This is a genomic window from Nonomuraea sp. GTA35, from assembly GCF_041950525.1.
Taxonomy (GTDB): Bacteria; Actinomycetota; Actinomycetes; order Streptosporangiales; family Streptosporangiaceae; genus Nonomuraea.
Genome location: NZ_JBGNUV010000008.1, coordinates 301,408 through 324,261 on the forward strand (window position 1 = coordinate 301,408; position 22,854 = coordinate 324,261).

Here is a 22,854-nt window from a genome sequence, read left to right on the forward strand (position 1 = left end):
AGCCCCATGGCGTACTCGGGGGACAGCCACGTCCAGACCAGCGGTGCGGTGCCGGCCGAGCAGGAAGTCGTCAGCATCGACTCCGACGTCCAGCCGGTCTGGGAGACCGAGGCGCTGCCCGACTGGGTCGTCTACTGGCTGATCCCCATGCTGGCGGCCGGCCAGAGGTGGCCGGGCGCCAGCGAGAGCGGCCTGTCCGCGCTGGCGCACGCGTACGCGGGTCTGTCCGACGGCAGCACGAAGTCCGTCGAGCCCGCCGGCTCGGCCGCCCGCACCATCGTGACCGGCTGGAGCGCCCCCGCCACCGCCGACTTCGTCACCCGCGCCCGCCGGCTGTACGGCGCCGAGGGCGGCATCACCGGCGTGAGCAGGAACGCCCGCGCCTACGCGCAGCAGGTCAACGGCTTCGCCGTGGAGACCCAGTACTCCAAGCTCTCCATCAACGTGGCGTTCTGGGTGACCGTCATCGCCATCGCCATCGCCCTCATCGTCGCCTTCTTCAGCGCCGGCGCCTCCACCGCGCTCATCGGCCCGTACGCGGCCGCGGCCCGGACCGCGATCAGCCGCATCCTGGTCAGGCTCGCCACGATCGCCGGCCGCGAGATCGGCGCGGCCCGGCTGGCCAGGGTGGCCGCGCTGAGCGGCGCCACCGGGCGCGGCGCGCTCGTCCGGCTGCTGGCCTCGCCGATCGGAAAGGAGCTCATCGAGGAGATCGGCGAGGAGTTCACCATCGCCTACAAGGCCCAGCAGCAGCAGATCGAGATGGGCACCCGCAAGGAGCTGGACTGGAAGATGCTGGCGGCGACGGCACTCGGGGCCGGCGGCGGCGCGGTCACCGGCACCGTGGTGGCCGGGCCGGTCTCCCGGGTCAACCGGGTCGTGCCCGGCTTCACCGGCCGCGCGCTCACGACCGGCCTGACCAACGTGATCGCCTCGCCGGTCGGCAGCCTGCTGGGCAACGGGCTGGTGTACGGGCAGTGGCAGAACCCGTTCACCGCCGAGTCCATGACGGGGGCCTTCCTCGGAGGTGTGGGGCGTACCGGGAGCATCAGCCCGTTCAACCCCGACGTGGCCACGGCGCTGGCCCATCCGCTGACCACGCTCGCCTCGGCCTACGACGCCGCCGCCCGTGCCGACGAGGCCCGCGCCGCCGGCCCGTCCACCGGCCCGTCCGCCGGCCCGTCCACCGGCCCTGTCCCGACGGGCGGCGGGCCCTCGGGCCCGGACAGCAACCAGCCGGGCGCCCGGCGCAGCCCCGACCTGGTCACCGTCCCGTCGCCGGGGCCGTCCACCACCCCGGCAGCCGGCAACCAGAGTCCCGGCGCCGGTCAGCCGGACACGGACGTCTCCACCCGCCGGCGCTCCACCTCCCCGGACCAGCCCGCCGTCACGCCTGCCCCTGACGAGACCCCGGACCGGCGGCCCGGCACGGACACCCGCCCCGACACCGCCCCGCGCGCGGACACGGACACCACCCCGGAACGCCGCCCGGCCACGACCGACACCCCGGCCCGGCAGGAGGAAGGGCCGGATCCGGCCGCCACGCTCTCCGACACGGATGCCGCTCCGGTGCAGAACGACGGCCAGAACGTCGGCCAGGACGTCGGCCAGGACGAGCAGGATCCGGCCGCCGTGCACCCGCCGGCGGATCCTGCGGCGCAGCAGTCGCCCGGCAACTCCGACGAGAGCTCCGCGGCCCAGGACGACACGGCCCAGGACGACACGGCCCAGGACGACACAGCCCAGGACGACACAGCCCAGGACGACACGGCCCAGGACGACACGGCCCAGGACGACACGGCCCAGGACGACACAGCGCGGGACGACGAGAGCGCCACGCGGGAAGAGGCGCACCCCGACGACAACACCGCGCCCGGCCCGAGCGACGACCACGCCCCCGCAGACCAGCCCTCGCAGATCGCCAACGCCCCGTCCGGGAGGTCGGACGCTGACCCGGACGGGAGCATGCCGGCGATCCCGGCGACGGTCCCGGCACCGCTCAGGGCGCGGTCGGCGTTGCTGGACGCGCTCGACAGCACCTTCCCCGGCGCGCTGATCGGCCCCACCGGAGAGGTGATCGTCCCGCATGGTAACGGCCACCGCGTCCTGTCGAGCGCCACCATGGCCCGCCTGCGCAGCGTGCTCGACATCCGTGCCGCCGTGATCGACAACTATGCGGACCTGGTGGTGGACGCGTCCGCCCTGGTGCTGATCGCCGTGTCGGACGACAGGCTGTCGTCCGACGCCCCCGCCGGCATCGCACCTCCGGCGGCGCACACCAGCCAGCCCGGCACCGTCACCTCCCCGCCGATCCCCGGCACCCGGTACGTCACCGACAGCGGCCGTCCCACCGACGTCACCCTGGACGAGCTCAAGCAGGCCACGGCCGAACTGCTCGCCACCTACTTCCAGCACGCCGCCGAGACGGTCCTGGAGCTGTTCTGGTCCGGCGACATCCTGGTGGTCCGCACCGCGAACGGCACCCACCACTTCCGCCCCGTCGTCGGCCCTCGCGACCAGGAGATGATGGGGCAGACCACGCTCAGGGCGGCCACCATCGCCGACCCGGCCGCCCCCGCCGGCCCGGACACGGTCGAGCTGCACGAGGTGAGCTTCCCCTCCCGCATCGCCACCGACCAGATCTCCAGGGTCTGGCTGCACGAGATCACCGACACGCTGCAGCGCCTGGCGGCCGAGCAGAGCAGCGGCCGGCAGGGCGTGCTGCGCCGGACACGGGCAGCCGGCGACGGCCGGCAGACCACCGACGAGTGCGTGCCCGGCCGGCGCAACGAGCTGGAACTCCTCACGGACAAGTGGGAGCGCGCCTCGACCCTTCAGGAGAAGTACCTGCTGGCGGGTGACATCCAGGGCGTGCTGAACGACCTGCGCCGGCGCAAGGTCACACCCCCGCTCCCGCCCTGGGCGACCGGCCCCCGGGCCGTGCGGACGAGCCTCGAAGTGGGCAGGCCCGGCCCTGACCTGAGCGCCGAGGCCGCGCAGGAGATCGCCAGGCGGTTCGCGGACGCCGAGCAGGCCCTGACCCGGCTGAGGGACGACAAGAAGGCGAGCGCGAAGGAGGCCGGCAAGCAGGCCCGCGAAGCCGCGAAGGAGGCCAAGGAGGCCAAGGGGCAGAAGGACAGCGGCGCGGCGCTGCGCGCCGACACGGCCGAGGCGGACGCCCAGAGCCACAGGAACAGGCAGGGCCGGCACATCAGGATCGCCGCCGCGTACGAGGCCGCGCTGAACGAGGCGACCAAGGCCAGGGAGGCGTACGAGCGGTACGCGCGGGTGCGCGCGGCGGCGCCGCACGCCCCCGCGCCGACGCAGCCCGGCCAGATGAGCATGGAGGCCACCGCCGCGGCCAACCTGAGTGAGGCCGGGCGGACGCACGACCGGTACCTGGAGGCGCTGGCCAAGGCGCTGCCCGACCCGTTCTCCATGCCGGAGGCGATGCCCACCGGCAGGCTGGCGCATCTGAACGTGCTCACCGACAGGGTCAACGACGCCCTCAAGGAGAAGGAGGCCCCCAGGCGGTACACCCCGGACGAACTGGAGAACTACATCCGCGCCGACTTCCACAAGGTCGTGTCGGGTGACGGCCTGGTGCTGAGCACCGGCTGGGGCAAGAACGCCGCCGAGGTGCGGATCAGGCTCACCCTGTCCGACCTGGTGGAGATGATCGATCCGGCGGTCGTGGCGTCCCAGGCGACGGTGGGCATGTTCTACCAGACCGGCCAGACGTACAGCGCCACGAAGTCGGGCGGCACCGGCACCACGGTGGACCTGAGCAGCGCGCCGCTCACGCCGTTGCTGCAGGTGGGCAGCACGCCCAGGCTCCTGGCCGAGATGTTCGCCGTCGGGGTCGGCGCGAGCCACGGGCGCAGCTGGTCGGCCTCCAGCGGCAGCAGCATGTTCGAGCAGGGCGGTTCGGTCGCCGACAACCGCAGCGAGTCGATGCTGTTCGACGCCAAGGCCACGTGGTCCGTGGAGGTGCGCACCAGGAAGAGCAACGGGTGGAGCGCCCCCGTCCTGGTCAGCTCGGGGGATCCCGGCGACACCACCACCCAGCGGATCTGGGTGTGGCACTCCTACGTCGATCAGGAGTCGCGCAGGACGACGACGCTCGACGACGTCAAGCAGACCTTGAAGGTGACGAACCCCGAGGCCACGCGGAAGAGGCCGGTGTCGAACCAGGAGGTCATCTCCATGACCGGCCTGGAGGCGGCCTTCGACGAGCTCGCCCGCAAGCTCGGCGGCGAGTTCGCCAGGATCGGCACCAACGCGCGCCGGGATCTGCGCAAGTTCGTCACCCAGGAGGTGCAGGCGCGCTTCGGCAAGACGCACACCGGCCTGTCGGCGATCCTCGCCGTGAAGGGCGAGCCCGACGTCCGCATCACGGCCACGAGCCGGCTCGTTCCTGGGAAGACCAGGATGGTGGGCGCTGCCACCGCGGAAGTCCTGGAGGAGGGCGTGCTCACCGAGACCGCCACCTCATCGACCTCGGTCGAGTACGGCGGATCGCTGGGCGGCAAGGCCTCCGTCGGGATCAACCACGACGTGCTGCAGGGCATGGACGTCCTCGGCCCCCTCGGCGACTACCATCCCGACGTGGTCAGGCCCGAGTTCGAGGGGCGCAGGCCGGTGTCGCGGTCGTCGTCGTCCTCGGCCGGCCAGGTGGCCGTGCACCCGGCGGTGGACAAGCGGACCGGGCTCTCGCAGGCCTACCACAAGGAGGCCGAGCTCACCTTCACGGTGGAGCGGCCGGGCAAGAAGCCGGTGGAGGTGGGGCCCTTAACGACGGAGCTGCTGGTGCGCATGCAGGTGCTGGACGCCTTCCACGCCGGCGACCCCGTGCCCGTCGACGCGCTCGTCCTCGAGAACGGCAAGCCGAAGCTGGATGCCGACGGCAACGTCGTCCTGAGTGATTCCCCCCGGCACGCGCGGCTCCCCGGCCGCAGGATCCAGCGGCCGCATTGGCTCGGCGACGGCACCGGGCAGATGCGCGGTGCCGGTCCGACCGACGTCCGGGAGGTCGCCGGGCTGACCGGCCTCGCGGAGGAGGTCCTGGAGCGGCTCGGCAGGCTGGGGCTCGTGGCCAAGATCGTGAACGGGGTGCCGAAGTACGACTCCAACCCGCTCGTCCGCGCCGCCCAGCTCCTGAACGAGGAGCAGGTCAGGTCCCACCTGGTGGAGAGCGCCATCCGCAGCGCCTTCGACCAGCTGGCGCAGAGCGGCATCCTGATCGTCCTCCAGCTGCACGGCGCCTTCAAGGCCAGCCCCGACGTGTACGGGCTGTACCTCGTGGTGCGGCAGGACTTCAGCGGCCTGGACACCCCCAAGGGGCTGGTCAACAAGGTGCGCACGCACCTCGAGATCGCCAGCGACTCCTCGGGGCGGGGCATCAACCAGTCCAAGAAGCTCGGCGCCGGAGCCTCGGCGGTCAAGACGGACGGGCCTCCCGAGCACCACGACGGGATCACGCACAAGGCGGGGCCGAACGGCGGCGCCGACTGGTCGTACTCGGCCGGGACCAGCACCTCCAGCATGGTCAACAACGTCGACATGGAGGAGGACGGCCAGAACAAGCAGACCGCGAACCTCGAGACCACGGCGAGGCTCGAGGTTCACCTGGTGCACAACGGCGAGATCAAGGAGCTGGTCGACGCCCGCACCATCAAACCCCTGCTGATGGTGCCCGGCGACATGCTCCCCCGTGACGGAGGGCCGGACTTCACCGGCCCGATGGGCAGGCCGACGAAGAAGCTGATGAAGCGCGCGACGCTGGAGCACTTCGACGCCGGCCCCGCGCTCGGCGACATCAAGCAGATCTGGAAGCTCCTGCCGCGCGGCCTGCGGGGCAAGGTGGCGCCGCTGGCCCAGCTCTGGCCCCTGCTGAGCCGGCACTTCCTCGCCTCCCACCTGTTCGCGGGCCGTCCCGTCCGCAGGGACCTCGTGCTCGACCCCGACGGCATCGCGCCCGCGCGCGCGTCGCTGGAGGTGCGAGGTGAGCTCGGCGAGGCGCGCCTGGTCGACGTCGTGGACTCCGTGACCGGCCGCATCATGCTCGCCCTGCGCAGCGTGGGCATCTCCTGGGGCGGCTCGAACAACCTCGCACTCGGCCTGATGAACAGTCTCGCCGACTCCGACGACGGCGGCACGACCAGCGACTCCGGCACCCTCAAGCTGCCCTCGCGCTCCCGGGTCAGGGCGATCACGACCGCGCTCGTGGCCATCTTCGGCACCGAGTTCCTGGGGATCTCGGTCGCCAGGAAGTACCGGTTCCAGGTGCCCGTGGACGTCGAGGTGAAGCTGCGCACCAGCCGCGCCGTTCCGACCGGCCATCACGCGGGCGGGTGGAAGAGCCGCATGCTCCACAGCCAGGGCAACGGGCTGTTCACGGTCCCCGAGCACGACGCGCTGCGGATGTACGCCGACGGCGAGCTCTCCCTGCCCCTGCCCGTGCTGGCCGACGCGGTCGAGCGGTTCCTCAACGGCAGCACGAAACTCCACCGGACTCTCGCGGTGCCGCTCGTCATGCGGTACGTCAAGGCCCGCGGCGACGCGCTGTCCCGCGGCGAGAACATCGGGATCGGCGCGGGACACACCCCCGCGAAGCTGCTGGAAGCGCTCAAGAAGGTCGCGGACCTCGGCGACACGTTCGCCCCCGCCGTCGCGGCCGCGGCGGCCGATCCGCTCACGGCGCGGAGCGGGCTCGATAACGCGCTGAGCGAGGCGAAGGACGTCAACGACCGCCTCAAGGACGTCGTGGTGGCCCCGCAGTACGAGAACGGCATGGGCGTGAGCCTGCCGCAGGCGTTCGACGTGACCGACGGCCAGGGCAACCCCGTCAACATCATGGACGTGGTGCTGAGCGCGGTCGACGCCGCGGTCCCGGGCGCCGTGAGAGGCACGCCGAACCTGCGCGGGCAGATCGCGAACGACCTCGACAACGACCAGGCGGAGGTCCACCTCGACGACATCTGGTCGCGACGCGGGCTCGAGCGGGAGTACACCGTGCACGTCGGCCGCGAGAGCAGGGCGGCCAAGGCGGTCACCGTCCGGGTGCGCATGGAGCCCGCCCCCGGCACGGACCCGCGCAAGGCGGTGCTGGTGGACCAGTCCGACGAGGACGGGATCATCCTGCAGCGCTACCGCGCCAAGGAGATGTCGCACACGGAGGCGTACTCCGTCTCGCACTCCGCGGGCCTCGACCACGGCGACTCCGACAGCGACGGCGACAACACGGGCGGGCTGTCCACCAGCCGCGGCCGCTCCTACTCCAGCAGCAACAGCGAGAACCGGATGAGGCTGCAGCGGCTGGCCAGGTTCAAGGGCCTGACGACGGTCGAGCAGGACATGAGACTCGTCGTCGAGGTCGTCACGGGCCCCGCCCACGTGCGGCCGCTGCCGCTGGAGAGGCGGCTGCCCCGGGCGACCGGCCTGGTCAGGGCGCAGTTCGCCAAGCTCGTCTCCGCGCTCGGCAAGGCCAAGCTGGCGACGATCCGGCTGTGGCGCAGGCGCCCGGCGGTGAGCCTGGAGTACGACGTCAAGCTGCAGCGCGGCATCCCGAGCGACATGGTGCGCAGGGCCGACCAGGATCCGGGCCCGGTTCCCGGCGTGATCGACCCGCGCCGGGTGGAGCTCGAGCCCGGCCACTTCCCCGAGGCCCTGTCCGAGGACATGGACAGGGACGCGCTGTTCGACGTGGTCGACGCCCAGCTGACGAGGATGACCGGCCACGCCGCCACCAAGGAACGGGCCGGGGAGCTGTCGGCCTGGCTGTCGCACTCCGGACTGATCACCGGCCTGGAGCGGGCGGCGGGCCGCGACGGCGACGTCGTGCCGCAGACCGCCGAGCCGAAGTTCCGCAACCAGGGCGTGGACGTCACGCTCCAGGCGCGCATGTCGGACCTCACGGTCGTGGCGGGGCCGTTCGACGGCGAGAAGGGCGAGGTGGACCGGCGGGCCGACGCGCAGAACGTGTCCGTCGGCCGCGGTCACGCCCTGCCCTTGGGCGCGTCCGGCGGCACCAGCTTCAAGGCGCTCGGAGTCGGTTTCTCCAAGCGGTACGGGGCGCAGTCGGGGCAGAGCGCCGCCGCCCATCAGGGGGCGCGCCGCGAGCGCAGCATGTTCGAGACCGGCAAGCTCTACACCGTGCGCGTCAGGGTGGACTACGACCTGACCTTCGAACGCGTGCAGCGGCACCGCCGCGGCGACGTCCTGCCCAGGAAGGACGTCGTCCACCTGCCGGGCAAGGCCGGCGGCACCGCCATGATCACGATCTTCGGCGAGGAGCTCGCCGAGCTGCACGCCAGGATGGAGGCCGGCGTGCGGGTCGCGCCGCCCATGGATGACCTGCCCAGGTTCACCTTCCGCCCGAAGCGCGGGCGCAGCGGCCTGATCCAGGTTCTGCAGGACGCCCGCGTCGCGGCCCGCGAGCGAGGCAAGGTGGCCAGGGTCCACGTGTACGAGGAGGGACCGGACGGCAGGACGGTCAAGCGCCGCTACCTGGCCACCCCCGACGGCCTCGTGCTCGGCGACACCGACGGCGGCAGCCGCGCCGAGGCCGTCGACGGCGGCTTCGCCGAGGCGTTCTCCACGCTCCCGCCCCACCTCCTGGACGCGGCCGACCGCAACGACCTGAACCTGCGCGAGATCTTCACGGACTTCCTCGTCCCGGGGACGTTCACCCAGAAGGTCGCGGCCGAGCTGGAGAGCAGGGGCGCGCTCCCGCCGGACCCGGAGCCGGTCTGGCAGGTCTCCGACGACGAGTCACCGGGCCAGCCGCAGGGCGGCAGCACCTCCCAGCCGACGGTTCCGCAGTCGGTGACCGATCCGGAGCTCCCCGGCAGCCCGCTCGACGCTACGGCGCGTCCGGAGGGCGTTCCCGACGTGACACCCGCCGAGGTCGTCGGGCAGGACGTCTCGCCCTCCGTCTTCGGCGGCGCGGTGGCGAACATCCGCGCGAACGGCGACGACCGGCTCGTCGTCCAGGTGCCGTGGGGGCCCGACATCCACACGGTCGTCCGGGTGGGCAACCCGGGTGAACGGCTCCTCGCGCGTACCGAGCTGCACGCGGGCACCGAGGAGGACCCGCACGTGTTGTGGATGGCCCCGCGCGTGCATCCGCTCATGGTGTCGGCGGTGCTGGTCCACGAGCTCTCCCACATGGTGCAGGTGCGGGCCGCGCTGCTGGCCGGCATGCCGCAGGGGATGGTCAGGGGGGCGCTGTCGCCGCTGCACGAGGGGACCGACCACTGCCTCCTGCCGCGGCTGGCCGAGCACGACGAGCTGTCGGGCAAATGGCGCAGGACCACCGACCCGGCGGCCAAGGATCTGATCGCGCAGGCCATCCAGGTGCTCGCCGCCGACATCGCGCGCCGTGGCGCCACCCCGCCGCCTGCCCCCTGGCACTCGTCCCCACCGCCCGGGGCCCGACCGGGCACGGCGGCCTCGCGGGCGGGGGCGCCATCGGACACGGCGGGCACGACGGACATCGCCGGCCTGCCCGACGCGGAGACGCTCGCCAGGCTGCGCGGCCTCATCGACGGGGAGCCGTCCGCGCAGGGCTCGATCGCGGCGGCGCTCGGCGGCATCACGGCGGGCGCCCCGGACGCCAACGCCGTCCGGGCCGAGGCCGAGAGGGCCGGGCTCGCTCCCGGGCAGCCGGGTGCGGCTGCCAGGATCGTGGCGCTCGCCAGGGCCGGCGAGCTGGCCCCCGAGCACGTCACCGCGCTGCGCGGCAGCCCGGCGCTGCCCGAGACGGCCGCCGCCGACGCCGTCGCCAGGGCCGTCGCCCGCATGGGCGCCCGGGCCCGCACGTACGGTCCCGGCCTGCTCGACATCGAGATCCCCGGCCGCCCGCCCATCCCGGTCGAGATTCGCGCGGCGAGCCAGGCGGGCCGCCCGGACGAGGGGCTGCTGACGTACCAGGTGGACGAGAGCCGCACGATCGGCGCGAACGAGCGGGCCGCCGCCTCCACCGCCGCGGCCGCCCTGGCGGCGACGCTGGGCCTGGATCCCGCCGGGCACGCGGCCGTCGCCGGGCTGTACGAGACCGTCCGCCAGGTCCGCGCCGCCACGCCCGCGCAGTTGCCCGCCCGCCTGGGCGTCCTGCACGACGTGGCGTCCGCGGTTCCCCGGCGGCTCGTCCCCGCGGCGCTGGCCGCCGACCTGGCCGAGCTGCTGGCCGGCCCGCGGCCGGGAGCCAGGCACGCTAGGTGGAACCGGGCCAGGAGCCTGGCCAACGGCACCGGCTGGCAACCGCTGGAGAGGGAGTGCGAGTGCCCGCCGGAGCTGCCCTGCCGGTGCGGCCGGCGTGAGGAGGCGGGCACCGGTCGCGCGGTGCGGGCATGATGGAGACCTCCGAGGGAGAGGACGGTTATGACCTTCGCGGTAGCCAGGACGAGGGATGAGGCGCATCTCTACCTCGACCTGCACCCTTGCGCGTGCGGCTCGGTGGAGACCACCTGGGAGAGCGGCCTGGTGAGCGCCGGGGGCGGCCTCGCCAACCGCTACTCCGGCGCCTGCGAGAGCTGCGGGCAGCAGCGCGAGTACGTGTTCGGGCTGCCGGAACGGCCGGTCATGCCCGCGGGCTACCCCACGTTCGGCGGCACGGAGCCGTCAGAGCTGCTCGACGCGGGGGAGTGGCTGTGGGTGGCCGACCTGACGGCGGGCAACGTGCCGGCGGACGACCGGGCCGAGGCGCATCGCTCGCTGTCCGTGGCGACGGCGGCGGTCGAGGAGGTCGTGAAGTTCATCCCGCCGGGCGCCGACGAGGTTCCCGGCGACGCGTTCTGGTCACAGCGGGGCCGCGAGGTCCGGGCGGCCGAGCCCGGCCGGTTCCAGCTCGACCGGCTGCTCGTCGTCCGCGACACCTACCGGGACCTGGCGGCCCGGCATGCCTGAGCGGGGCCGCGCACGCTCCCTCGTCGAGGCGCACGTCTACCTCGACGTGGTCGCCTCCGGCGGCTCGGCGCGGTCGTCGGTGGCCGAGACGCCCGACGGCTGGCTGGTGCGGGCCGGTGGCGTGGAGGTGCTGGTCCCGTACGAGGCGGAGCAGGAGGCCAGGCGGTCGCGCGCGACGTTCGGCACGGGCGTCTCCGAACTGCTGGACCCCGGCCAGTGGGTGCTGGTCGGCGCCACGTACGCGAGCAGGGCCCTGGAGGGCGGCCTGTTCTACACCGCCGACCCCTCGGCGGACCCCGCGCGCTTTCACACCGTGGTCGCCGACTGGACCTACGCCGCCGACGCGGTGGGCGAGGCGCTGAAGTTCCTGCCCGACGGGGCCGGGGAGCTGCCGCCCGAGGCGTTCTGGACGCAGCTGGGCAGGTCTGCCCGCGACGCCGAGCCGGGCCGCTTCACCAGGGCGAAGCTGGAGAGCGACCTGGCCTTCTATCGCCAGAGCCTGGCCGACTTCCGCCAGCTGCACACCGAGGACGCCTGAGGGGTCCGACCACTGGGGACGTCTGAGGGCCTCTACCACCGGGGGTGGCGGCCGAGCCTTCAGGCGTTCGGCGGGGCCGCGTCAGAAGCGGCGGCACTGGCCTTCCTTGTCGCCGCGCACCGAGTTCTTGCCGCCGGTCACCTTCGAGCGGTTGCCCTCGCACTCGAGGTTGCCGTCCACGCTGTTGCGGTGCACCTGCAGGCCCTTGCGGTTGTCCTTGAGCTGGATGTTGCCGTCCACCCGGTTGCCGTCGACGCGGAGGTAGCGCCGGTTGTCCTCCAGCTGGATGTCGCCGTCGACGCGGGACGAGGTCACGGTGACGGTGCCGCTGTCCTTCACCTGGATGTTGCCGCGCACCTTCGAGCCGGCGGTGACGGAGACCGCGCGGGCGCCCTCCGCCTGGATGTCGCCGTCAACCCGGACGCCGCGCGCCACCAGGGTGCCCCCGCCGCCGACCTTGACGTTGCCGTCCACCCGGGTGCCAAGGAGGGTGCAGGTGGCGCCCTTGGGCACGCGCACGTCGTCGACACTCGCGGACCGGATCGTGCCCTTGCAGGTGCGCGAGTCGGCGGCGGCGGGGGTGGCCAGGGCCAGGCCGCCGAACACGGTGCCGAGGAGGGCGCCGGCGACGACCAGCTTGATCGGCTTCATCTTCATGCCTTTCGTCAGTCAACCGGGGCGGGTCGTCCGCCCGGCATGAAGAAGCATCTCGACCGGCCGTGGCCGCCACGTGAGATGGACATTAGGGACTTCTCATCTACATCGGTGCACAGCGATCGCCGTCGATGGCTCGGCCCCGGGCGCGGGGGTCAGCGGCGGCGCAGCGCGTCGGCCAGGTGGCGGCAGGGAGTCCAGCACGGGCAGCCGGTGCAGGCGGGCCAGCGCGTACGCCACGCACGCCGCCGCCAGTCCCTGCCCGTAACGCGTGCGCCGGAGCCCCGTCGCGGCGCAGCAGCCCGTCGAGCGCGGTCCGCGGCGCGAGGTCCTCCAGCACTATCCGCCCCGCGGCCAGGTTCTCGGTCAGCACCCGGGGCGCCAGCCGAACCCCAGGTCGTCCGCCAGGAACCGGAGCGCGGCCACCTCCGTGCGCAGCCGCCACTCCTCGCTGTGCGTACGGGCGGCGTGCGGCCCCGACCACTTGACGATCACCGTCTCGTCCTGGTCGGTGCGGGCGCGGGCCACCCTCCACGGCTCCAGCCGGGTCCACTCCACCAGGTTGATCACCGCCGCAGCCTACGCGGCCTGCGCCCGGCGGCCGGTGTCCCCGCAGGAGCCCGAGGAGGGTCATACTGGAACGGCGAAACCTGGGCGAGCGATTTTCCAATATTCCGAGTATTCCTACCAATCGTATGGGAAAATGACGGCATGAGCCTGGACGAGATGCGCGCGTCGAGCGCGCGTGCCGATTCCCCGCTGACCGCCGCCATCCTGGCCGGCCGGTGGATCCGATCGGCCGCCCTCGACGACGGGCACGGACGGCGATGGCAGGCCAACCCCGACACGCGCGGCGCGTCGGCGGTCACAGCAGAGCCCTGGTCCCTGTACTCGGGCGCGGCCGGCGTCGTGCTGTTCTTCCTGGAGCTGGCCGCCGCCACCGGGCACGAGGCGTACCTTGAGGACGCCAGGGCCGGGGCCAGGCGGCTGGCCGCCACCTGGCGGGAGCAGGACGACCTGTCCCTCTACCACGGGCTGACCGGCGTGATGCTCGCCCTCATGGAGGCGGGCTGGACGCTCGGCGAGGCGGAGTTCGAGGCCGAGGCCGTGGCCATCGCCGACCTGATCGTGCAACGCGGCCGGGCCGGCGGCGACGGGGTGACCTGGTCCCGCGACCCCGCGCAGCGCGGCGAGGGCGGGATCATCCTGGGGCTGCTGCGCGCCGCCGCCCACCTCGGCGTGCCGGCGTACGAGGAGGCCGCGGTCGAGGCCGGCCGGCGCATCGCCCGCCTGCCCGTGCCGGGCCACCGCTTCGGCGACTGCGCCGACCTGCCGGTGGACGCCGTCACCCCCGGCTTCCTGGCCGGTACGGCCGGCACCGCGTTCCTGCTCGCCCGCCTGTACGGCGTGACCGGCGACAAGCAGTTCCTGAGCGCCGCGCGCAGCGGCGCGGCCTTCGTCCGCGAGATCAGCGTCGTGACCGGCGCCTGCGCGGTCGTCCCGCACCACGTGCCGCACGCCCGCGGCCTGCACTACCTCGGGTTCTGCTCCGGGTCGGCGGGCGTGGCCCGGATGTTCTACGAGCTGTACCGGGTGGCGGGCGACCCCGGCGACCTGGAGTGGGTGGAGCGGCTGGCCCGCGGCATCGTGCGCAGCGGCGTGCCGCAGCGCCGTACCGAGGGCTACTGGAACGTCGCCTGCCAGTGCTGCGGCGCGGCCGGCGTGATCGAGCTGTTCGTCGGGTTGTGGGCGGTGACCGGCGACCGGTCCCACCTGGAGTACGCCCGCACGCTCGCCGCCGACCTCATCGGCCGGGCCAGCGACCTCGACGGCCGGGGCTACCGCTGGTACCAGGCCTACCGGCGGCTGCGGCCGGGCGAGGTGACGGCCGACACCGGCTACATGGTGGGCGCGGCCGGCATCGGCGCCGCCCTGCTCCACCTCGAAGCCGCCGGCCGGCCCAAGGAGCCGCGCCGGGTCATCCTCCTGCCCGACAACCCGTTCCCGGCCATCCCCCTGCCGGCCTCCGCGGTCAGCGGGGGTTGAGCAGCTCGGTGATCCGCAGGAACCCGTCCCCGCCGTGCCCCAGCCCGATGGCGCGGCGGGCCAGCCCCTCGGCCGCCCGCATCACGCTCGCGTCGATGCCGTGCTCCTCGGAGGCGTGCACGATGTGCGCCATGGACGACGCCGCCGAGGTGATCGGGTTGCCCTCGCCGGAGTACGTGCCCTCGTCGACCTCCCGCGCGCCCTCCTCGAAGATCGGCGGCAGGATCGCGGCGATGCCCTGGGCGAACGGCGCCAGCTCCTGCGCCGTGACACCCTCCGCCCGCGCCACCGCCAGCGCGTGGGCGTAGCCGGCCATCGCCGTCCAGAAGATGTCGAGCAGCGCGATGTCGTACGAGGCCGCGCGGCCGATGTCGGCGCCCAGATGGGTGTGGGAGCCGCCGAGCGCCTCCAGCACGGCCTGGTGCTCGCGGTAGAGCTCCTCGGGGCCGCTGTGCAGGAACACCGCGTGGGGTGTCCCGATGGTGGGGGTCGGCGTCATGATGGCGCCGTCCAGGTAGCCGATGCCGTGCTCGGCCGCCCAGGCGGCGGCGTCCCTGGCCCGGCCGGGGGTGTCGGCGGTCAGGTTCACCAGCGTGCGGCCCTTGAGCGCCGCGGTCACCGCCTCGCGCCGCACGATGGCGTCGCCGGCGTCGTAGTTCACCACGCAGAGCACGGTCAGCCCGCTCGCGGCCACCGCCTCCTCGGGCGACGGGGCGCTCGCCGCGCCCCGCGCGACCAGCTCCGCGTCCCTGCCCGGCGTCCGGTTCCACACCGTGACGCGCAGGCCCGCGTCCAGGAACGCCCCGGCCAGCGCCCGGCCCATCGGACCCAGGCCGAGCACGGTCACGGCAGACTGTTCACCATATGAGGACATGCCTTTTGACTCCTCGGAAAGGATGGGATGACGAATGACGCGCAGCCGCGCCCAGGATCCGAACGTCTGCGGGGTGACCGCGGCCATCGCCGTGATCGACGGCAAGTGGAAGACCGCCCTGCTGTGGATCCTGGAATCCGGGCCGCACCGCCCCGCCGAGCTGCTCCGGCGGCTGCCGGGGCTCAGCGAGAAGGTGCTGACCCAGATGATGCGGGAGCTGGAAGGTGACGGGATCGTGCACCGGAAGGTGTACGACGTGCGGCCGCTGAGGACGGAGTACTCCCTGACCCCGTTCGGCCGCGACCTGTCAGAGGCGCTGGCGCCCCTGTCGGAGTGGGGACACCGCCGACTGGAACGGCTGGCCGCCGCTTCCTGACATACCCCTCACCTCCGCCTTCCTCTCGCCCGGCTGCGTCCTGGCGGCCTTCCGGCCGCCAGGACAAGCTTGGCCGCGCCACCGCCGCGGCGGCAAGTACCCACAAAAAAGTGGGTATGTGGCACGCCTCTACGCGTACGCCTTCACCTCCAGCAGCCCGACCGACGCCGCCCCGCTCTCCAGGACGACCCTGAGCCTGCTCGTGCTCACCGCGCCGAACGTGACCCGGTTGTAGGCGTTCAACGCCGTCGGGTACGTGCCCGGGAGGTCGGCGTAGGCGCTGCCGTTCCAGTACTGCAGCCGCCACGACGCCGGCGCCCGCACCCCGCCGTTGTCGTCGAAGAAGTACACCTCGGCCGAGCGCAGCGTCTGCGCGGACGGCCAGGTCAGCTCCGCCCACTGCGTGCCCGTCTGCGGCCAGGTGCCCCAGCGGCGGTTGACCGTGTCGTTGGAGGAGGGCGGGTCGATGCCGTCGTTGAGCGCCGCGACGTTCTCCCAGGGCGAGGTGTAGGAGGCGGACGGGGTGGCGCTCGCGGCCAGGTTCGCGGCGGGGGCGCCGCCGACGGTGAGGGTGAAGGTCCTGGTGACCGGGGTGCTCAGGCGGTCGTAGTCCCTGAGCTGGACCGTGAACGTGGCGGTGCCCGCCGCCGTGGGGGTGCCGGTGATGGCGCCCGTGAAGCGGTCGAGGCTGAGCCCGGCGGGCAGCGAGCCGCCGGTCACCTGCCAGTCGTAGAAGGGCACGCCGCCCCTGGCGGCCAGCGTGTGCTGGTAGGCGGTGCCGGGCGTGGCCTGGGGGAGCGAGGTGGTGGTGATGGCGGGCGCCAGGAACGGGGTGAGGTTGCGGTTGAGCTTCCATCCGGCGTTCTCGGCCACGAGCAGGGCCAGCTTGGTGAGCATCCAGCGGCGGGTGGGGAACAGGTGGGTCCAGCCGCCGCTCTGGCCGCTGAGGCGGTCCCAGTTCGGCTGGTCGCCGGGGATGTGGTAGCTGCTGTCGAGGGGGACCGCGCGGCCCTGGTAGGCGACCACGTCGGGGTCGTTGCCGCCGCCCGCCACGTAGGCGCGCATGCCGGCCCAGTCGCTGTGGAAGGCCACGGCGTGGCCGTACTCGTGCATGACCAGGCCGTGCACGTCGAGCACCGAGCCCTGGATCTCGGTCCTGTACCAGTCCTCGTCGGCCAGGGACGTGAACAGCTGCTTGTTCGCCTCGTCGTACTCGAGGATCATCGCGGTGGACCGGTGCAGCGGGCCCGGCACCTGCTGGCCGCCGCGGGTGCTGTAGCGGCCGTTGTTGGCGGGGTAGCCGGTCGAGTACGGGGTCTGGATGCCGCGGAAGAAGACGTACATGCCGTTGTAGGCGGCGTTGTTGGTGACGTTGACGGTGTTCTGCCAGTCGTTGCCCGGCAGGTGGTTGGGCTCCGCGCCGGCCGCCACGGTGTCGAACGGCTGCAGGTCGAAGAAGCGGAACCAGTCCTTGACGGCCTCCTCGGCGGCCGTGCGCACGCCGGCGTCGGAGAAGTAGCCGGTGATGTTGTCGTAGCGGTAGTCGAAGGCGATCGGGATGGTCGGCTGCAGCGCCGTCTTCTCGTCCTGCTGCACGTGGATGGGCAGGGAGTGCTGGTACGTCGCGCCGCCCGCGTCCCTGATCGACAGCCGCAGCGTGTGCTGCTCGTCGGCGCCGGGGCCGCGCTTGGAGTGGATGGCCAGGCGGAAGGCCTTCTGCTCCGAGGCGTTCGCGAACGTCAGGGTCTTGGTCGCGCCGGTGGCGGTGAGCTGGCTGGGCAGGTCCATCATCAGCCGGGACGTGCCCTCGGCCTTCAGGTCGATGGTGAGGGGGAAGCGCATGTCGGCCGGAGGCCTGACGGTGAGCTCGACGTACGGGTTGGCCAGGTAGCCCTGCCAGTCGACCAGTTTGACGCCGTAGGAGTTGACGGTCCTGCCGAACATGTCGATGAGCTGGGCGGGCCCGGCGGCGTGCGCGGGGGCGGCCGGGACGGTGAGCAAGGACGCGAGGAGGGCGGCCAGTGCGGCCAGTCGTCTCATGACGGAAACCTTTCGCTAGGGGTGCGGGGGCGCCCGCCGGATGGCGGGATGGCGAAAGATCTAAAAGGTTTTCGGAAGCAAAACCCAGCCTCAGCCGTCTGTCAAGAGCCCTATGCCGCGCTTGCAGCAATGCAACGTTCCGATAACGAAGAAAAGGTTTTCGATGGCCGCAGGTTGCGATCAAGCACGTCTTGGGGGAGCAAGGAGGGGCAACCGTTTTCCGGGCATTCGCGCACCTGTCCACCTCTTGACGAGTGCTGTATCACATCTTACATTGCGGGCCAGGAAAACCTATTCCCGGCAACAGGGAGCGCGATGTCTGACCTCACGGGCCGCGTCCGTGGCCCGCTGGCTCCTTCCACCGCGGTCCAACGGCCGCTGAGCATCGACGACGTCGAGATCCACGGAGGCCCCCTCGGGCGCTGGCAGCAGATCAACCGCGAGGCGAGCATCCCGCTCGGCCTCGAGCAGATGGAGAAGTCCGGCGCGGCGCCGAACCTGAGGCTGGCGGCGGGGGAGGGCGACGGAACCTTCCAGGGCTACCGGTTCCAGGACTCCGACCTTTACAAGCAGCTGGAAGCCGTCGCCTGGGAGCACTGCCGGCACCCGGACGAGACCTACCGGTCCTTCGTCGCGGAGTCGGCCGCGCTGCTGGCCCGCGCGCAGCGCCCCGACGGGTACCTGAACTCGCACTACCAGGTGGTCAAGCCGGACCAGATCTTCGCCGAGCTGGAGTACAGCCACGAGATGTACTGCGCCGGCCACCTCGTCCAGGCCGCCGTGGCCGCGGCCCGCGCCGGGCTCGGCGAGGACCTCCTCGGCATCGCCCGCCGCTTCGCCGACCTGCTCGTGCGACGGTTCCTGGTGGACGGCGACGACGGCATCGACGGGCACGCCGAGGTGGAGACGGCCCTGGTCGAGCTGTACCGGCTCACCGGGGAACGGCCCTACCTGGAGCTGGCCCGCAAGCTGATCGACAACCGGGGCAAGGGCCTGATCAAGAGCACCGGCATGGGCCCGCTCTACGCGCAGGACCACCTGCCCGTCCGCGAGGCCGCCACCCCCGTCGGGCACGCCGTGCGCCAGCTCTACCTGGAGGCGGGCGTCGTGGACGTCGCCGTCGAGACCGGCGACGACGACCTGCTCGCCTCCTCCGTACGCCGCTGGGAGGACCTGGTCGCCACCAAGACCTCCATCACCGGCGGGCACGGCTCGCGCCACGACGGCGAGGCGTTCGGCGAGCGGTACGAGCTGCCGCCCGACCGCGCCTACAACGAGAGCTGCGCGGCCATCGCGAGCATCCACTGGAACTGGCGGCTGCTGCTGGCCACCGGGCACGCCCGCTACGCCGACCTGATCGAGCGCACCCTCTACAACGCCTTCGCCGCCTCCACCAGCGCCGACGGCACCCGCTTCTTCTACGTCAACCCGCTGCAGCGCCGCGCCGACCTGTTCGAGGACGCCTACCTGGGCAGGCGCCGGGAGTGGTTCGCCTGCGCGTGCTGCCCGCCGAACATCATGCGGCTGGTCTCCTCGCTCGGCCACTACGTCGCCACCACCGGTGACGAGGGCGTGTCGGTGCACCAGTACGTGCCGGGGGTGATCCGCGCGGGCGGCGCCGTCCTCGACGTCGAGACCGGCTACCCGTGGCACGGCCGCGTGCGCTTCACCGTACGGTCCGCGCCGGGCGGCGAGTGGACGCTCAGGCTCCGCGTACCCGCCTGGAGCAGCACCACCACGCTCACGTCCGACGCGAGCGGTCCCCGCGAGCTCGTTCCCGGCGCCGACGGTTATGCCGCGATCCGCCGCGAGTGGCAGGCGGGCGACGCCGTCACCCTCGACCTGGACCTCACGCCCCGGATCGTCCGCCCGCACCGCAGGATCGACGCGCTGCGCGGATGCGCGGCGATCGAGCGCGGTCCCATCGTCTACTGCTTCGAGCAGATCGACCAGGACACCGACCTCGACGACCTCGCCCTCACCCCCGGCGCCGCCCTCCGCACCGTCGAGCGGGACCTGCCCGGCATCGGCAGGACCGTGCTCGTCGAGGCCGACGCCGTCCGCCTGCCGCCCGCGCCACCGCACGGGCTGCCCTACACGACCGGCGCGGACGCGGCCCCCGCCGCCCGCGCGACCGCCACCGCCGTCCCCTACTACCAGTGGGACAACCGTGACGGCGGCGTCATGCGGGTCTGGATGCCCCTCGCCTGAATTTCGCCCGAGTAAGGAACACCCCCCATGAGAAGACGAGACCTGTTCAGGATGGGCGGCCTGGCCGCGCTGGGCGCGGCCGGGACGGCCTGCGGTTCGGGCGGCGGCTCCGGCGGCGGGACGGGCGCCGCCGGCTCCGCCGCGTTGCAGTTCATGTACTGGGGCTCCACCTTCGAGAAGGCCGCCATCGAGAAGATGCTCAAGGCCTTCGAGCAGAAGAACCCCGACATCAAGGTGAAACCGGTCTTCACCCCCGACGAGTACGACGTCAAGCTCAACAGCCTGGTGGCCGGCGGCCGCACGCCCGACCTCGGCTACGTGCCGATGTCGATGTCGTTCCGCCTGGCCGAGCAGGGCAACCTGGTCAACCTCCACCCGTACCTGCAGAAGTACCCGCAGCTCGCCGGCTACCTCCCGGACGCCTACCTCTGGTACGGCAAGGACAAGCTGCACGGCGTCTCCACCGCCAACGAGATCGAGCTGCTGTGGTACAGCAAGTCCGCCATCGCCGCCGCCGGCATCGCCCCGCCGCCGGCCGAGGCCGCCTCCGCCTGGACGTGGGACCAGCTGGTGGAGAACGCGTACAAGCTCACCGTGGACCAGAACGGCAAGCATCCCGACGAGTCCGGCTTCGACCCCGGGCAGGTCCGCCAGTTCGGCGTCTCGATCAGCATCACCTACGCCGCCGCCTGGTACGGCTTCCTGCGCAGCAACGGCGCCGACTTCGCCGACGAGGCGGGCAGGAGGTGCCTGCTGGACACCCCCGAGTCCATCCAGATGTTCCAGAACCTGCAGGACCTCATCTACAAGCACCGCGTCGCCCCCGGCCCCGGCCAGCTCGCCGCGACCGGCGACGACGTGCCCGGCACCAACATCCTGCTCAAGACCAAGCGGGTGGCGATGGTGGTGGACGGCCACTGGGCGCTGCTCGACATGAACGAGAGCAAGGTCGACTACGGCATCGGCGTGCTGCCGAAGTACGGCGAGCCGTTCACCACCTCCCAGGTCGCGGGCGCCTCGTCGGTGTTCGCCGGGACCAAGCACGTGGAGGAGGCGGTGGAGCTGTTCGCCTTCCACATCGACCCGCGCTACGTGGACCTGTACAAGCAGGGGCTGTGGATGCCGCAGGAGAAGAAGTACTACGAGGACCAGGCGGCCATCGACTCCTGGATCAGGAACGACGCCCACCCGCCCGAGTTCCGCACGGCGGTCGTGGACTACGGCCGCGACCACGGCGTGCCCGACCTGCGCAACCGGGTCAAGAACCTGTCCGCGATCTCCAGCGACGTGCTGACCCCCGCCCTGCAGGAGCTGGAGTCCGGCAAGCGGCCCGCCGCCGAGATCCTCAAGGCGGTCACCCCCAAGATCACCGGCATGCTGCAGGGGTGGCAGCACACGCAGGAGCCGTGACGTGGCGGGCCTGTCGGGCCAGCGCCGCATGGAGCGGCGCTGGGGCGTGCTCATGGCGCTCCCGGCCATCCTCGGATTCGTGATCTTCACGGCGGGGCCGATGGTGGCCTCGTTCGTGTTCAGCCTGACGGACTGGCAGGTGGGCGGCACTCCCGCGTACGTCGGGCTCGGCAACTACGCCGAGCTGGCCCGTGACGAGCTGTTCTGGACGTCGCTCAGCGCCACCACGTACTACACGCTCGGCGCGGTCCCGCTGGTGCTGATCGTGTCGTTCGCGGTGGCCATGCTGCTCAACCAGAAGGTCCGCGGCCTGCCGGTCTGGCGCACCATCTTCTACCTGCCGACGCTCGTGCCGGCCATCGCGAACGTGGTGCTCTGGATCTGGATCTTCAACCCGGACTTCGGGCTGCTCAACTCGCTGCTGCGCCAGGCCGGGCTGCCGACCGGGCAGTGGATCTACGACGAGTCGATGGCCATCCCGTCGCTGATCGTGATGAGCACCTGGGGCTTCGGCAACACCATGGTGATCTTCCTGGCGGGGTTGCAGGGCGTGCCGCGGCACCTGTACGAGGCGGTCTCGATCGACGGCGGCGGCGCGTGGCGGCGCTTCTGGCACGTGACGCTGCCCATGATGACGCCGACCATCTTCTACAACCTGGTGGTGGGCGTGGTCGGCACGTTCCAGGTGTTCAACCAGGCGTACGTGATGACCGAGGGCGGGCCCAACAACGCCACGCTCTTCTACGTCTACTACCTGTTCCGCATGGCGTTCAGGGAGAGCGAGATGGGGTACGCCAGCGCGCTCGCCTGGGTCCTGTTCATGATCATCGTTGTGGTCACGTTCCTGCTGTTCAGGAACGCGCGCCGCTGGGTCTACTACGAGATGGCAGGTGCGCGATGACCGCCGTCCAGGCGCCGCCGCGCACGGCACGCGTGGCCCCGGCCGCGGGCCCGCGCAGGCCCCGCAGGTACGGCAAGGCCCTGCTCTACCTGGCGCTGGTCGCCGGGGCGGTGCCGACGCTGCTGCCGTTCGTGTGGCTGGTGCGCAGCGCGCTGATGCAGGACGCGCAGATGTTCGTCGCGCCGCCGGAGTGGATCCCCTCGCCGTTCCAGTGGTCGAACTTCACCGAGGCGCTCACCGCCCAGCCGTTCTGGCTGTACTTCGTCAACACCGTGATCATCGCGGTGATCAGCGTGCTGGGCACCGTGCTGACCTGCTCGGTGGCCGCCTTCAGCTTCTCCCGCCTGCGCTGGCGCGGCCGGAACCTCACCTTCGCCGTGCTGCTCAGCGCCGTCATGCTGCCGTACGCGGTGACGCTGATCCCGACCTTCGTCATGTGGCAGGAGCTGGGCGCGCTGGACACCTTCATCCCGCTCACCGTGCCGAGCTGGTTCGCCGGGGCGGGCGGCGGCGTGTTCAACGTGTTCCTGCTGCGGCAGTTCTTCCTGACGATCCCGTTCGAGCTGGACGAGGCCGCCTACATCGACGGCGCGTCCCCGTGGCGGGTGTTCTGGACGATCGTCATGCCGCTGTCGAAGCCCGCGATCGTGGTGGTCACGATCTTCACGTTCATCGGCACCTGGAACGACTTCCTCGGGCCGCTGCTCTACCTCAACGACGAGGAGAAGTACACGCTCTCCCTCGGCCTGGCCTCCTTCCAGAGCATCTACCTCACCCAGTGGGGTTACCTGATGGCCGCCTCCGCGGCCGTCATCGCCCCGATCATCGCCCTGTTCTTCTTCCTGCAGCGCTACTTCATCGAAGGAGTCACCCTCACCGGCATCAAGAACTGACAG

Annotated in this window: 13 protein-coding genes; 9 read left to right on the forward strand and 4 right to left on the reverse strand. The window is 72.1% G+C overall.

Going from position 1 to position 22,854, the window contains the following annotated elements; translation table 11 throughout:
• Window positions 1-6 precede the first annotated feature (6 nt).
• From ACBJ32_RS33215 to ACBJ32_RS33225, 3 genes are read left to right on the forward strand one after another with little or no spacing between them, the layout of a single operon-like run.
• Complete coding sequence (locus tag ACBJ32_RS33215; protein WP_375130105.1) at window positions 7-10,356, forward strand: hypothetical protein; 10,350 nt, start codon at window positions 7-9, stop codon at window positions 10,354-10,356.
• A gap of 27 nt (window positions 10,357-10,383) precedes the next feature.
• Window positions 10,384-10,908, forward strand: a complete 525-nt coding sequence (locus ACBJ32_RS33220) for a hypothetical protein (protein WP_357884664.1) — start codon at window positions 10,384-10,386, stop codon at window positions 10,906-10,908.
• Window positions 10,901-11,446, forward strand: coding sequence for a hypothetical protein (locus ACBJ32_RS33225; RefSeq protein WP_375130106.1), 546 nt, complete (start codon window positions 10,901-10,903; stop codon window positions 11,444-11,446). The genes ACBJ32_RS33220 and ACBJ32_RS33225 overlap by 8 nt, the downstream gene beginning before the upstream one ends.
• An 81-nt stretch (window positions 11,447-11,527) precedes the next feature.
• On the opposite strand, the gene ACBJ32_RS33230 is transcribed toward ACBJ32_RS33225, so the two are convergent.
• On the reverse strand, window positions 11,528-12,097 hold the full coding sequence (locus tag ACBJ32_RS33230; protein WP_375130107.1) for a hypothetical protein: 570 nt from the start codon (window positions 12,095-12,097) through the stop codon (window positions 11,528-11,530).
• Between the two features lie 369 nt (window positions 12,098-12,466).
• Window positions 12,467-12,670 carry a hypothetical protein gene (locus ACBJ32_RS33235; protein ID WP_375130108.1) on the reverse strand — a complete coding sequence of 68 codons (204 nt, stop codon included), beginning with the start codon at window positions 12,668-12,670 and terminating at the stop codon, window positions 12,467-12,469.
• Window positions 12,671-12,811: 141 nt separating this feature from the next.
• Here ACBJ32_RS33235 and ACBJ32_RS33240 point away from each other — a divergent pair, with 141 nt between their 5' ends.
• On the forward strand, window positions 12,812-14,146 hold the full coding sequence (locus ACBJ32_RS33240; protein ID WP_375130109.1) for a lanthionine synthetase LanC family protein: 1,335 nt from the start codon (window positions 12,812-12,814) through the stop codon (window positions 14,144-14,146).
• Here the strand turns inward: ACBJ32_RS33240 and ACBJ32_RS33245 are convergent.
• Window positions 14,133-15,020, reverse strand: a complete 888-nt coding sequence (locus ACBJ32_RS33245; RefSeq protein ID WP_375130110.1) for an NAD(P)-dependent oxidoreductase — start codon at window positions 15,018-15,020, stop codon at window positions 14,133-14,135. The two genes, ACBJ32_RS33240 and ACBJ32_RS33245, sit on opposite strands and share 14 nt — an antisense overlap.
• A 34-nt stretch (window positions 15,021-15,054) precedes the next feature.
• Between ACBJ32_RS33245 and ACBJ32_RS33250 the strand changes: the two genes are divergently transcribed.
• Window positions 15,055-15,396, forward strand: a complete 342-nt coding sequence (locus ACBJ32_RS33250) for a helix-turn-helix domain-containing protein (protein ID WP_357884652.1) — start codon at window positions 15,055-15,057, stop codon at window positions 15,394-15,396.
• Window positions 15,397-15,525: 129 nt separating this feature from the next.
• Here the strand turns inward: ACBJ32_RS33250 and ACBJ32_RS33255 are convergent, their stop codons facing one another.
• Complete coding sequence (locus ACBJ32_RS33255) at window positions 15,526-17,436, reverse strand: Ig domain-containing protein (RefSeq protein ID WP_375130111.1); 1,911 nt, start codon at window positions 17,434-17,436, stop codon at window positions 15,526-15,528.
• A 315-nt stretch (window positions 17,437-17,751) separates the two neighbouring features.
• Here ACBJ32_RS33255 and ACBJ32_RS33260 point away from each other — a divergent pair, with 315 nt between their 5' ends.
• From ACBJ32_RS33260 to ACBJ32_RS33275, 4 genes are read left to right on the forward strand one after another with little or no spacing between them, the layout of a single operon-like run.
• A complete protein-coding gene (locus tag ACBJ32_RS33260) occupies window positions 17,752-19,647 on the forward strand; it encodes a glycoside hydrolase family 127 protein (RefSeq protein ID WP_375130112.1) in 1,896 nt (631 codons plus the stop codon).
• A 27-nt stretch (window positions 19,648-19,674) separates the two neighbouring features.
• Window positions 19,675-21,057 (forward strand): extracellular solute-binding protein, encoded by a 1,383-nt coding sequence (locus ACBJ32_RS33265; protein WP_375130113.1) that lies wholly within the window; start codon window positions 19,675-19,677, stop codon window positions 21,055-21,057.
• A 1-nt stretch (window position 21,058) separates the two neighbouring features.
• Entirely contained in the window at window positions 21,059-21,958 is a 900-nt protein-coding gene (locus ACBJ32_RS33270) for a sugar ABC transporter permease (protein WP_357884644.1), read from the forward strand.
• The gene (locus ACBJ32_RS33275; protein WP_375130114.1) at window positions 21,955-22,851 is read left to right on the forward strand and encodes a carbohydrate ABC transporter permease; all 897 of its coding nucleotides are present in this window, start codon (window positions 21,955-21,957) and stop codon (window positions 22,849-22,851) included. The genes ACBJ32_RS33270 and ACBJ32_RS33275 overlap by 4 nt, the downstream gene beginning before the upstream one ends.
• The last annotated feature ends 3 nt before the right edge of the window (window positions 22,852-22,854 follow it).

Coding starts and splice junctions, on each gene's coding strand:
- ACBJ32_RS33230 (WP_375130107.1), bottom strand. CDS start 12,097: ATGAAGCCGATCAAGCTGGTCGTCGCCGGCGCCCTCCTCGGCACCGTG.
- ACBJ32_RS33265 (WP_375130113.1), top strand. CDS start 19,675: ATGAGAAGACGAGACCTGTTCAGGATGGGCGGCCTGGCCGCGCTGGGC.
- ACBJ32_RS33250 (WP_357884652.1), top strand. CDS start 15,055: ATGACGCGCAGCCGCGCCCAGGATCCGAACGTCTGCGGGGTGACCGCG.
- ACBJ32_RS33240 (WP_375130109.1), top strand. CDS start 12,812: ATGAGCCTGGACGAGATGCGCGCGTCGAGCGCGCGTGCCGATTCCCCG.
- ACBJ32_RS33225 (WP_375130106.1), top strand. CDS start 10,901: ATGCCTGAGCGGGGCCGCGCACGCTCCCTCGTCGAGGCGCACGTCTAC.
- ACBJ32_RS33215 (WP_375130105.1), top strand. CDS start 7: ATGGCGTACTCGGGGGACAGCCACGTCCAGACCAGCGGTGCGGTGCCG.
- ACBJ32_RS33260 (WP_375130112.1), top strand. CDS start 17,752: ATGTCTGACCTCACGGGCCGCGTCCGTGGCCCGCTGGCTCCTTCCACC.
- ACBJ32_RS33220 (WP_357884664.1), top strand. CDS start 10,384: ATGACCTTCGCGGTAGCCAGGACGAGGGATGAGGCGCATCTCTACCTC.
- ACBJ32_RS33245 (WP_375130110.1), bottom strand. CDS start 15,020: ATGTCCTCATATGGTGAACAGTCTGCCGTGACCGTGCTCGGCCTGGGT.
- ACBJ32_RS33275 (WP_375130114.1), top strand. CDS start 21,955: ATGACCGCCGTCCAGGCGCCGCCGCGCACGGCACGCGTGGCCCCGGCC.
- ACBJ32_RS33255 (WP_375130111.1), bottom strand. CDS start 17,436: ATGAGACGACTGGCCGCACTGGCCGCCCTCCTCGCGTCCTTGCTCACC.